Genomic DNA, 12592 nt, shown 5'->3' on the forward strand with positions numbered 1-12592 from the left:
GCTGAAGGCCCCGCAGGAACGCAATGGAACAAAGGCTAAGAACTCCACTACGCGAGTCAACTTCTTCGTGACCAACATCCTGTTGGCCCGAGGAGACTGAAAGCCATGCCCGCGTTAAGCGTTCACTGTAGCGGAATTAAACGGGTTTCTATGGTGACCCTTCTTAGAAAGACCGGGCTCACTTTGCCCGGTCTTTCTTATTACATATGAAATGCTTAGTAATATTAATCTTTTATTCAAAATGAGTTCTTTCTAGTTTAGAAACCTTGCTCATCATCTCAGAAATTCAATTGAAATCAGACTGTCAAATTTGATGCTCCAGTTCGGTTTCTTTTGGAAGGTATAAAGCCTTTTCGGACTTTCAACTAAAACTCATCTGACTATCTTGTCCTTGAACGCTTTTAGGTCTTTAGTTTAGTAGGTTGAGTACTTGTTGTATTTTTAGGCGTTTTTGAAATCGGCAAGCCTTTCATCCTTTCAGCTCCGACGTCAGGATTCTTGGCCTTCTACTCTTTTCGGTGTACTTATAGACCTATCGGAAGTAAAATAGTTAGGACATACATTTGGGAATGAGGCTTTTATCGTGTTTATTGAAGAGGTAATTGTGGTGGAAGGAAAAGATGATACGACAGCTATAAAAAGAGCTGTTCGGGCAGATACTATTGAAACGAACGGGTCTGCTATTTCGCCAGAGACTATTCTTCGAATACAGCATGCACAGACTAAAAGAGGTGTTATCGTTTTTACGGATCCTGACTATCCAGGACGAAGAATACGTGCCATTATTGAAGAACATGTACAGGGTGTAAAGCATGCATTCCTATCAAAAGAAAAAACGATTGCCAAAAATGGTAAGGGATTAGGTATCGAGCATGCTGCAGACGAAGATATTCGTTTAGCACTTCAAAACGTGTATACTCCTAGAGATCCATTAAATCAAACTGAGGAAATTCCACTTCATATATTAATGAAAGAAAGATTGATCGGCCATCCTGATGCTAGAATGCGTCGTAATTTACTTGGTGAAAAACTTCAAATTGGTTATACCAACGGAAAACAACTTCAAAAAAGGTTATCAATGTTCCAAATTGACATCGTTCAATTTGAAAAAGCCTTAGCACAATTAAATCAGGAGGGCTTACATGAATAAAGATATTGCGACCCCTAAACGCACACAGGAAATATTGAAAAAGTACGGATTTTCATTAAAAAAGAGCCTAGGGCAAAACTTTTTAATTGACCCAAATATCCTACATAACATCGTGAGCCATGCAGACTTAACAAAAGAATCTGCGGTTATTGAAATTGGTCCTGGCATTGGTGCATTAACAGAGCATTTATCGCGACAGGCAGGTCAAGTAGTCGCTTTTGAGATCGACCATAGACTTTTAGAAGTTCTAGAAGATACACTTTCTCCATACGATAACATAGAAATTATACTTTCAGACATTTTAAAAGTAAACGTAGCAGATATAATGAAGGAAAAATTAGCAGAATTTAAGGATGTTATGGTGGTTGCAAACCTACCTTATTATGTAACAACGCCTATTCTAATAAAATTAATAATGGAAAAACTTCCGATTCGTGGAATGGTTGTCATGATGCAGAAAGAGGTGGCAAATCGGATTACAGCAAAACCCGGTACGAAAGAATATGGATCATTATCAATAGCGATTCAATATTATATGAAGGCGGAAATTGCTATGACAGTTCCAAGAACGGTATTTATTCCACCACCTAATGTTGATTCTGCGGTGCTTAAGCTGACGCTTCTTGAGTCGCCCCCAGTGGCTGTTTTAGATGAGGATTTTTTATTCACGGTTTCACGTTCTTCTTTTGCACAAAGAAGAAAAACCATTATAAACAATTTACAATCACAACTTCCACAAGGGAAAGAAAAGAAAGAATTAATATTAACTGCACTTAATGAAGCAAACATAGATCCAACTCGCCGAGGAGAAACATTGTCGATACATGAGTTTGGAAAGTTAGCTAATCTACTACTTCCTAATTTTAAATGATGGTTATTCAGCACAAAATAGACATCTATTTGAAAAATAAAAAGAATGATTAAAAAAAGTTATTGACAAAAGTATTTACTCATTGTTAAAATGATTAATTTAGTTGACAAATATATTTCTCCGTGGTATACTTACCTTCAAGTGAGGTGTATGCGAAATGCCAAAAACTTTAGCCGATATTAAAAAGTCATTAGATTGTCATTTAGGTAAACGATTGCATTTAAAAGCAAACGGTGGTCGCAAGAAAACTATAGAACGAGCAGGCGTCTTACGTGAAACGTATCATGCGGTGTTCGTGGTCGATCTTGATCAGGACGAGAACGCTTTTGAGCGTGTGTCTTACAGCTATACCGATATCTTAACTGAAGCAGTAGAAATTACAATTGTTGATGGAATGCAAGAACTTGTAGTTGTTAAATAATAATCTTTGCAATTATGTACTTATTTTATTAAAAACACTTAAGGATATTACATATTCTTGAGTGTTTTTTTGTATTTAGTACATACTATTTGTGTCAGTCCTTAAAAGGAGGAAAAAACATGCCACGTGAACGTGTTATGTCACACCGTCTAAAAGAGGAAATTGCGAAAGAACTTGGATTTTACGATGTCGTTGAGCGTGACGGTTGGGGAGGCATTACATCTCGGGATGCCGGTAATATGGTTAAGCGAGCTGTTGAAATTGCACAAGCCGGATTAATGAACGGGCAAAATCACTACAAGAAGTAGCGAAATCCATATAGGACTGACAAGGCGGAGAAATCCGCCTTTTTTTGTGCGCCGGGAGTTAGTTAAAAGTGGACAAGATTCCCTTGACGTCGTCACTTTGATAAGATGATTAACATAGAAAGACTCACGGTGGGTGGGTAATAGAAAGTATCTTAGTAGCTACTCCAATGTCTTGTTATAATATGTATTCCCTTTGGGTTATGAAGCTACCATTGCCCCCAAACCAATTAACCTTCACAGTCAGAAGTTTCCTTCCACTAAATAATTGTTATTTTCTTCATCAAAAGCTGTGGTAAAATAGGGTACCACTAAATGATAGGACAAAGGAGGTATATCTAATGCTGTATGTAAAAGCGCCTGCCAAAATTAACTTGATACTGGATGTATTACAAAAACGACCAGATGGATACCATGAAGTTGAAATGATTATGACCACAGTGGATCTAGCAGATCGCATTGGATTGGAAACACGCAAAGATGGTCAAATTCAGATCATATCAACGGATCGCTATGTACCAGGTGACTATAGAAACCTAGCCTATCAAGCCGCGAAGTTATTAAAAGATACATATGGGATTAGAGAAGGCGTGTCCATTACATTGGAGAAAAAAATACCCGTTTCTGCCGGACTTGCTGGTGGAAGTAGTGATGCAGCCGCAACCTTAAGAGGCTTAAATGACTTGTGGAATTTAAACCTAACTCTGGATCAATTAGCTGAACATGGAGCAAAGATAGGTTCCGATGTTTCATTTTGTGTTTATGGAGGAACAGCTTTTGCAACGGGTAGAGGAGAACTTATTCAAGAATTACCCTCTCCACCAAACTGTTGGATAGTATTAGCGAAGCCTGCGATTGGTGTTTCCACAGCTGATGTTTATGGGGGCTTAAAAGTAAATGAAGTTATACATCCAAAGACCCAAGATATGATTCATGCTATTTACGAAAAGGATTATGAATTAATGTGTAGGTCTATGGGAAATGCTTTAGAAGCTGTAACTTTAAAGCTACATCCAGAAGTTATGATGATTAAAGAGCAAATGATGAAATTTGGAGCAGATGCAGTTTTAATGAGTGGCAGTGGACCAACGGTGTTTGGGGTAGTACAACACAAGTCCAGAGTGAATCGAATCTATAATGGGTTACGAGGATTTTGTGACGAAGTTTACGTTGTAAGATTGTTAGGAGATCGAGATTTACTTGCCTAAAACCGTATATTTGTTTAAACTTACGAGTAAATCATTCGTGTTTAGGAGTGTGACCAATGAAATGGAAACGTAGTGAGCGACTCGTTGATATGACTCATTATTTGTTGGAACATCCACAACAGCTAATTCCATTAACGTTGTTTGCGGATATGTACCAATCGGCTAAATCCTCGATAAGTGAAGATTTGACCATTGTAAAAGAAACGTTTGAAGAAAAAGGCATTGGTTTATTAATGACCGTTCCAGGGGCATCTGGAGGGGTTAAGTATATGCCAAGAATGCGGGATGAAGCTGTTCGTGAAGTGATTCAAGATTTTATGGAAGAGCTCAGCCACTCAGACCGATTGTTACCTGGTGGTTATTTATATATGACCGATTTACTAGGAAATCCCGAATTGATGAACCGTGTTGGGAAAGTATTTGCATCAGCTTTTGCCAAGCAACCAATTGATGTAATAATGACGGTGGCTACAAAAGGGATCCCAATTGCACATGCAATTGCACGCCACTTAAATGTGCCTGTTGTAATCGTTCGACGTGATAGCAAAGTTACAGAAGGATCTACTGTAAGTATTAACTATGTTTCTGGATCATCACGACGCATCCAGACGATGGTACTGTCAAAACGCAGTATGAAGAGTGGCCAACGCGTACTAATTACAGATGACTTTATGAAAGTCGGCGGTACGATGAATGGAATGAAAAACTTGTTGAAAGAATTTGATTGTCAATTAGCAGGCGTTGCTGTTCTAGTTGAAGCAGAACATGCCTATGAACAATTAATTGACGATTATTTTTCGCTTGTTAAATTAGATGAGGTAAATGAAAAAAATGGTACAATTACCTTAACAGAAGGAAATTACTTTTTGAAAGGTGGAAAAGAATAATGAAAGCAGTTTCTACGTCTAATGCTCCAGCAGCAATTGGTCCATATGTTCAGGGAATGATTGTTAACGGTATGTTCTATAGTTCAGGTCAAATTCCATTAACAACTGAAGGAACTATGGTAGAAGGTTCTATTAAAGAACAAACACACCAAGTATTCAAGAATTTAAAAGCTGTATTAGAAGAAGCGGGATCTTCTTTACAGTCAGTTGTTAAGGCAACTGTTTTTATTAAGGATATGAACGACTTTGTTGTATTAAATGAAATTTATGGTCAATATTTTGGTGATCATAAACCAGCGCGATCAACAGTGGAAGTGGCACGATTACCTAAAGATGCACAAGTGGAAATAGAAGTTATAGCGGTTGTTTCTTAAAAGTTTAAAATATATCTATATGTACGAAAGACGACTTTAGATTCTTAAAGTCGTCTTTTTGATTTTCATAGTAAATCAATTTAGTCTATGTCGTGGTCTAATATGATATTTGTCTTAAATAGTACAAGTTGAAACTATTTAAGTTTTAACTTTATAAAGGTTGCCAAGTTTTATTTGTAAGAATTATAGGTATAAAACTATTAAGTCTACTAATTATTTAAAAGATTTAGAAAAAAAGAAGGAGATTAGCTACAAATGTAGAATATATTTAGCAGAGTCTTTAAAGCAGCTAAGATGAAAGGTGGTGAGAGAATGGAAGTAACTGATGTTAGACTACGTCGAGTACAAACTGATGGCCGTATGCGTGCCATAGCTTCCATCACACTAGACAGCGAGTTTGTTGTGCATGATATTCGTGTCATAGACGGAAATGCAGGGTTATTTGTGGCAATGCCAAGTAAACGCACTCCAGATGGAGAATTTCGAGATATAGCTCATCCAATTAATTCAGGCACACGCACTAAAATAGAAGAAGCTGTATTAAACGCTTTCCATGAATCGAGCGAAGTGGATATGATATCTTACGAAGAAGCGGGAGCTTAATATGAAAACTGTGGGAGCTTGTCATGTAAAATGATGGGTTTCTTTTTTTGTTTTTTGAAAAACACATTGGCACTCGCCAATCCGACATGATTGTTGTATAAATTAAGATAGAGACATATCTTACTAAAAAAAGAGGGTGTACTGAGTGAATTTTTTAACAAAATTTAGTTTGAAGAATGCAACAGCAGTATTCATTATTTCATTCTTACTCATTGTACTTGGACTTTATTCCTTTAGTCGATTAAAAATTGATTTGTTACCAAACATTGAGTTCCCTCAATTATCGGTGCAAGTAGTATATCCTGGAGCGTCACCTGAAGATGTAGACGACCTAATCATTACACCGATTGAAGAAGAGTTGGAAGGAATTGAAGGAGCCACTGAAATTCAGAGTGTATCCTATGAAACAATTGGAATCATTAATATACAGTTTCCTTTTGATACGGATTTAGATCGTGCAGAACAACAAACTGAATCGGCCATTCGTGGACTTGAATTACCAGAAGGCGCGGAAACGGAAATTAGTCGTTTATCATTTGGATCGTTTCCCATCTTCAATATTTCTCTTTTTGGCAAAGGCCAAGATAATATTGAAGAACTGTTGAATAAAGAAGTCATTCCAGAGTTAAATAAAATTCCTGGTATCAATTCTGTCTCGGTTGGTGGTTTAAAAGAAGAGAGTTTACAAATTACTGTAAATAATGAAAAAGCAACCGCAGCTGGACTATCTAAGCCAAATAAAACAACAAATTGATCAAAAAATATTATCATTCCCTGCTGGAACTGTGAATGATAATAATAGTAATATACCGGTACGGGTGGAAGAAAAGCTCGATTCGATTGAAAAATTAAAATCACTTAAACTTACATCTTCATTTAATTCACAAGCACCACCAGTTGCACTAAAAGATATTGCAACAATTGAAGAAGTACTTAAACAAAGTGAAATCACTCGCTATAACCAAGAAAACGCATTGTCGATGGCTGTCACTAAAAAGCAAGATGCCAATACCGTGGAAATTGCAAACCGCGTAATCAATATATTAAACAGTTATGATGACCGCTTAGACTACGCAGTTGGTTTTGATTCTGCTGCAGGGATAGAAAAATCAGTGGAAACATTAGTGAAGGAAGGCTTGCTAGGTGCTTTGTTTGCGTCATTTGCAGTATTAATCTTCTTGCGAAATTTCCGTGCAACAATTATAGCGATTATTTCCATTCCTTTATCATTGTTAATTGCAGCCATTTTCTTAGCTCAACTCGATATTAGCTTGAACATTATGACGCTCGGTGGGATGGCTGTTGCTGTTGGGCGAGTTGTTGATGATAGTATTGTGGTGATTGAAAATATATTCCGTCGTTTACGAAAAACCAATGATCCAATGTCAAATGAATTAGTCATATCATCTACAAAAGAAATATTACGTGCAATTACAGCGTCAACCTTAACAACAATTGTGGTGTTTTTACCAATTGGTTTTGTAAGTGGGATTACAGGGGAGTTCTTCTTGCCGTTTGCATTAACTGTCATTTTCTCGCTAGCTGCATCTTTAGTGGTTGCGGTAACAATTGTACCGATATTAGCAAGATTTGCTTTTAAGAAAGTAAAACAGGAAGAAAAAGAAGGTGCGATGCAACGTTTTTATGAACGTGTCATTTTATGGTCTTTAAACCGAAAAGCAGTCATATTGGTATTGTCTGTAGTTCTTCTTGGGGGCTCGTTTGCACTTGTTCCAGGGTTAGGGTTTACCTTTATTCCAAATGAGGAAACAAAACTCGTTCAAGCAAGTGTAGAGCTACCTTCATCTACATCACTAGAACGTACGAACGAAGTATCTCTTGAAGTAGAAAAAGTATTTGCTGAAATAGAAGATATTAAAGATGTAACAACTGCAGTGGGTTCTCGTGATTTTGCAACAGGAATTAAACTTGAAAATAGAGCTGGATATATTTTGACATTGAATGAAAATGTAGATGTTTCTAATTTTGTGAAGGCGTTATTACAAGATATGGACAATATTGTAGCTGACATTTCTCCCGATGCAACGATATCAGTATCGGAGCTTTCTACTGGTGGTCCTCCATCAAATAACAATGTTTCAGTCGATTTATTTGCAAGTGATCTAGAAGCATTGTCAAAAGCGGCTTCGGATGTAGAAGCATATATGAAGACCGTGGATTCACTAAAATATGTGTCGAATAATTTTACTGAAAAGCAGAAACAAGTAGTTGTGCAAATTGATTCAGATAAAGCAGATGACCTTGGTGTGTCTGGTTTTCAACTACTTGGTACCATTTCTGACCAAACAAAGCCTGTTTCAGTCGGCAAGTTAACGCTTGATGATATTGATCGTTCGGTTCAATTGTCTTATGACAAAGCGTTATCTAGTATTGATGAAATTCGAACACTGACAATTTTTACTGCTAACGGACCTGTTGAAGTACAAGATATTGCGACAGTTGAAGAAATTGATTCCGTTACAACGATTCAAAAACTAGATGGGAAAGTATTTGCGCGTATCCAAGCGCAAATCGATGCGGACAATATACAAAAAGTATCAGCCGAAGTAGAGAATGGTGTTATAGCGAACGTAGACTTGCCGGACGGGGTAAGTTTAGAAAGTGGTGGAGGTAGTGATGATACGGTCGAGATTTTCCAACAACTCGGACTCGCCATTGCTAGTGCAATTGGGCTCGTGTACTTAACTATGCTCATTACATTCGGGCAAGCACGTATTCCGTTCATAATATTGTCATCTCTTATTTTCGTACCAATTGGTGCATTAATCGGTTTAGTGATTGCACGCGAACCATTATCTGTTAGTGTAATGATTGGATTCTTAATGTTAATTGGGATTGTAACAACCAATGCCATTGTTTTGGTGGATCGCATTAACCAAAATAGAAATGACAAAGGCATGCACATTCGAGAATCACTTGTCGAAGCGGGCAAAACGCGATTACGCCCAATCTTAATGACGGCGTTTGCAACAATTGCTGCGCTTATTCCCTTAGCTCTCACGACTTCATCGGGAACGTTGATTTCAAAAGGATTAGCGGTAACTGTAATAGGCGGTTTAACGTCGTCTACTTTACTAACACTTGTTATTATTCCAGTGATGTACGAAGTCTTTTATGCACGTCAAGTAAAACGAGAGAAACAAGCGAATTAATAAATTAAGGACTTCCACCAATTGGGTGCGAGGTCCTTTTTTTGGAAAATTATTAATCATAATGGTTTTGTCATCAATTTGTCAAGCGACAATCTCTTGAATTACGGGTGTGTTTCGGCTATAGTCAAAAGAGTAGATTTATGAAACTGGAGGACTCAATAGATGACACATACTTACGCAGTGGTTTTAGCTGCAGGTCAAGGTACACGTATGAAGTCTAAATTATATAAAGTTTTGCATTCCGTATGCGGTAAATCGATGCTTGAACACGTGGTTGATCATGTTCAAGAGGTTGGTGCCGAACGTATTGTGACCATTGTTGGACATGGTGCAGAAAAAGTACAAGATAAACTTGGAAATCGTAGTGAATATGCACTTCAATCTGATCAACTAGGAACAGCACACGCGGTTTTACAGGCAGATGCTGTGTTAGGCAAGTTAGCTGGGACAACCCTTGTGGTTTGTGGTGACACGCCATTGATTCGCCCCAACACGATGCAGGAACTACTAAAACATCATCAAGACACATCTGCTAAAGCAACAATTCTAACTGGTATTTCAGAAGATCCAACAGGCTATGGCCGTATTCTTAGAGATGAACAAGGGTATGTTAAACGCATAGTTGAACAAAAAGATGCATCGGTTGATGAACAAAAAGTGAGAGAAATTAATTCTGGCACATATTGCTTTGATAATGAGGCATTATTTGCAGCGTTAAAGCTTGTGAAAAATGATAACTCCCAAGGTGAATATTATTTGCCAGATGTGATTGAAATATTGAAAAATCAGGGTGAAATTATTTCTGCCTATGCAACAAATGACTTTGAGGAGACACTTGGTGTAAATGATCGTATAGCACTTTCGCAAGCTGAAACGTTGATGCGAAAGCGAATTGCCGAAAAACATATGAAAAATGGTGTCACGATTATTAGTCCTACCAATACTTACATAAGTGCTGACGCTATTATTGGTTACGATACAGTGTTGGAACCGGGAGTAATTATTGAAGGTGCTAGTGTCATCGGTGAAGATTGTTTGATTGGTCCAAATAGCCATATTAAAGACAGTAAAATAGGTAATCGGACAACCGTCCATTCTTCGGTGATTACTTTAAGTACAATAGGTGACGATACAACAGTTGGGCCTTTTGCTCACATTCGTCCACAATCAGAGATTGGCAACGAAGCAAAAATCGGCAACTTTGTTGAAATTAAGAAAACAAAATTGGGTAATAAGTCAAAAGTTTCTCATTTAAGTTACCTCGGGGACGCTGAAGTAGGAGAACGTGTAAATATTGGCTGTGGTGCAATTACAGTGAACTATGATGGCAAAAATAAATTTTTGACTACAATAGAGGACGATTCCTTTGTTGGATGTAATTCAAATCTAATCGCTCCTGTCACAATTGGTCAAGGTTCATATGTAGCCGCTGGATCGACCATTACCAAAAACGTACCTGCACAATCTTTGTCTATTGGTCGTGCGCGTCAAGAGAACAAAGAAGGATACGTAGAAAAACTAAACTTAAAATAACAGGAGGATCATCATGCCGAAGCATTATGCAGATACTAAATTAAAAATCTTTTCATTAAACTCTAATGAGTCACTTGCTAAAGAATTAGCAGAAGAAGTAGGGATCTCACTAGGGAAAATTTCGGTTACCCGTTTTAGTGATGGTGAGATACGCATCAACATTGAAGAGAGTATTCGTGGGTGTGATGTTTTCATCATTCAATCAACGTCAGCTCCTGTAAACGAAAATTTAATGGAACTATTAATTATGGTAGACGCTGTTAAACGTGCATCTGCTCGCACTGTAAACGTTGTTATACCTTACTATGGTTATGCTCGTCAAGACCGTAAAGCTCGAGCTCGTGAACCTATTACGGCAAAACTCATAGCAAACTTACTTGAAACTGCTGGTGCAACCCGTGCCATCCTGTTAGATTTACATGCACCTCAAATCCAAGGATTCTTTGATATCTTAATTGATCACTTAATGGCTGTACCAATCTTATCGGATTATTTCTTACAGAAAAATATTGACCCTGCTGATATTGTTATTGTTTCTCCTGATCACGGGGGAGTTACTCGTGCACGTAAAATGGCTGAACGCTTAAAGGGATCCATTGCGATCATCGATAAACGTAGACCACGAGCTAACGTATCAGAGGTAATGAATATTGTTGGGAATGTAGAAGGTAAAGTAGCTATTATAATTGATGATATTATTGATACTGCAGGTACAATTACAATTGCCGCAAGTGCTCTTATGGAAAGTGGTGCCAAAGAGGTATATGCATGCTGTACGCATCCTGTTTTATCAGGACCCGCGATTGAACGCATCAATAATTCAGTCATTAAAGAGTTAGTCATTACAAACTCAATAGAATTGCCTGAAGAAAAACACATCGCGAAAATTACACAACTCACAGTAGCCCCTCTATTAGCTGATGCTATTGTACGAATATTTGAAGAGAAATCAGTTAGTACTTTATTTGATTGATGGTACAATGGTATAATAGTACTTATGTTTCATTTGATGAGAGTTGGGTAAACATAAACACAAAGAATTACACACAGGAGAGTGGAATAGATGACTACAACAGTAAAAACACAATTACGTGAAAAAGGTAAACAATCTAATTTAACTAAATTACGCGGGGAAGGTTTTGTTCCTGCAGTAGTATATGGCTACAACACAGACGCATCTTCAATTGCAGTAAGCCAAATAGATTTACTGAAAACACTTCGTGAAGTTGGCCGAAACGGCGTTATGCAATTAGACATTGATGGAAAAGCAGTGAATGTTGTACTAAGTGATTACCAAATGGACGTTTTGAAAGGCAATATCTTACACGCTGATTTCTTAGCAATTAACATGACTGATGAATTAGAAGTGAGCGTTACTGTAGTAACAACTGGTGATTCGGTTGGCGTAAGTAAGGGTGGTATATTAAACCAACCAAACCGCGAATTAGTAATTAAAGTAAAACCTTCTGCAATTCCTGATTCTATTGAAGTAGATGTTACGGATCTTGCAATAGGCGATATCTTAAGAGTTGTCGATATTCGTGAAAAATGTGAATTCAATATTTTAAACGAAGATGACTACGCACTAATAGCAATTTCTTCTCCACGTACGGATGAAGAACTAGAAACTTCTGCAGATGAACCAGCTGTAGCTGCAGACGCAGAAAATGAAACTGATTCTGAAAAAGTTTAATAAGTAATTTACAGAAAAGGGTTGTCATTCGACAATCCTTTTTTCGTGATTTACAAAAGTATAGGGTTTTTCAAGTTATAATTTTGAAATTGGAGTAGCTATGTCTAGCTTTCAAGCGCCAGCGTCGGGCTAGAGGACGCTTGGCGCTTGTCTTAAAAGATAACAAAGTATATAAATTTAGTGAGTCATGAATTCACTATTCTCGGTATTTTAAGGAGTAGGTTCTAGTATGATACCGCTGGTTTGCGCTCCAAGCGGACGCTTTCGACGAGGCTTGCGTTGTGGCATCCACAGCCTTTGTTCCATCGGCGACTCCAGCGGGAAAAGCGAGTCCAGTGAGACCCCACAGGAGCGAACAATGGAACAAAGGCTAA

The 12592-nt window shown here is 37.7% G+C and carries 11 protein-coding genes and 1 pseudogene; all 12 read left to right on the forward strand.

Annotation, left to right across the window (positions count from 1 at the left end; translation table 11 throughout):
• The first annotated feature begins 583 nt into the window (after nt 1–583).
• The 12 genes and pseudogenes from rnmV to B371_RS0105785 all read left to right on the forward strand — a co-directional run bounded on the left by rnmV (nt 584) and on the right by B371_RS0105785 (nt 12218).
• Nucleotides 584–1150, forward strand: coding sequence for a ribonuclease M5 (gene rnmV, locus B371_RS0105730; protein ID WP_019413348.1), 567 nt, complete (start codon nt 584–586; stop codon nt 1148–1150).
• A complete protein-coding gene (gene rsmA / locus B371_RS0105735; protein ID WP_019413349.1) occupies nt 1143–2021 on the forward strand; it encodes a 16S rRNA (adenine(1518)-N(6)/adenine(1519)-N(6))-dimethyltransferase RsmA in 879 nt (292 codons plus the stop codon). Before rnmV ends, rsmA begins: the two co-directional genes overlap by 8 nt.
• Before the next feature lie 157 nt (nt 2022–2178).
• Nucleotides 2179–2442, forward strand: coding sequence for a biofilm formation stimulator Veg (veg, locus tag B371_RS0105740; RefSeq protein ID WP_019413350.1), 264 nt, complete (start codon nt 2179–2181; stop codon nt 2440–2442).
• A 119-nt stretch (nt 2443–2561) separates the two neighbouring features.
• On the forward strand, nt 2562–2750 hold the full coding sequence (locus B371_RS0105745; protein ID WP_019413351.1) for a small, acid-soluble spore protein, alpha/beta type: 189 nt from the start codon (nt 2562–2564) through the stop codon (nt 2748–2750).
• Between the two features lie 338 nt (nt 2751–3088).
• A complete protein-coding gene (ispE, locus tag B371_RS0105750; RefSeq protein ID WP_019413352.1) occupies nt 3089–3955 on the forward strand; it encodes a 4-(cytidine 5'-diphospho)-2-C-methyl-D-erythritol kinase in 867 nt (288 codons plus the stop codon).
• Nucleotides 3956–4011: 56 nt separating this feature from the next.
• Nucleotides 4012–4842: a pur operon repressor gene (gene purR, locus B371_RS0105755; RefSeq protein WP_019413353.1), complete on the forward strand. Its 831-nt coding sequence runs from the start codon at nt 4012–4014 to the stop codon at nt 4840–4842.
• A complete protein-coding gene (locus B371_RS0105760) occupies nt 4842–5216 on the forward strand; it encodes a RidA family protein (RefSeq protein WP_019413354.1) in 375 nt (124 codons plus the stop codon). Before purR ends, B371_RS0105760 begins: the two co-directional genes overlap by 1 nt.
• Nucleotides 5217–5528: 312 nt before the next feature.
• The gene (gene spoVG / locus B371_RS0105765) at nt 5529–5819 is read left to right on the forward strand and encodes a septation regulator SpoVG (RefSeq protein ID WP_019413355.1); all 291 of its coding nucleotides are present in this window, start codon (nt 5529–5531) and stop codon (nt 5817–5819) included.
• A gap of 145 nt (nt 5820–5964) precedes the next feature.
• Nucleotides 5965–8992 (forward strand): annotated as a pseudogene (locus tag B371_RS21365) (efflux RND transporter permease subunit).
• Between the two features lie 162 nt (nt 8993–9154).
• Nucleotides 9155–10525 (forward strand): bifunctional UDP-N-acetylglucosamine diphosphorylase/glucosamine-1-phosphate N-acetyltransferase GlmU, encoded by a 1371-nt coding sequence (glmU, locus tag B371_RS0105775; protein WP_019413356.1) that lies wholly within the window; start codon nt 9155–9157, stop codon nt 10523–10525.
• Nucleotides 10526–10538: 13 nt separating this feature from the next.
• The gene (locus B371_RS0105780) at nt 10539–11498 is read left to right on the forward strand and encodes a ribose-phosphate diphosphokinase (protein WP_019413357.1); all 960 of its coding nucleotides are present in this window, start codon (nt 10539–10541) and stop codon (nt 11496–11498) included.
• Between the two features lie 90 nt (nt 11499–11588).
• Nucleotides 11589–12218, forward strand: a complete 630-nt coding sequence (locus tag B371_RS0105785; RefSeq protein ID WP_019413358.1) for a 50S ribosomal protein L25/general stress protein Ctc — start codon at nt 11589–11591, stop codon at nt 12216–12218.
• Nucleotides 12219–12592 lie beyond the last annotated feature (374 nt).

It is taken from the genome of Paenisporosarcina sp. TG20 (assembly GCF_000286315.1).
Taxonomy (GTDB): domain Bacteria; phylum Bacillota; class Bacilli; order Bacillales_A; family Planococcaceae; genus Paenisporosarcina.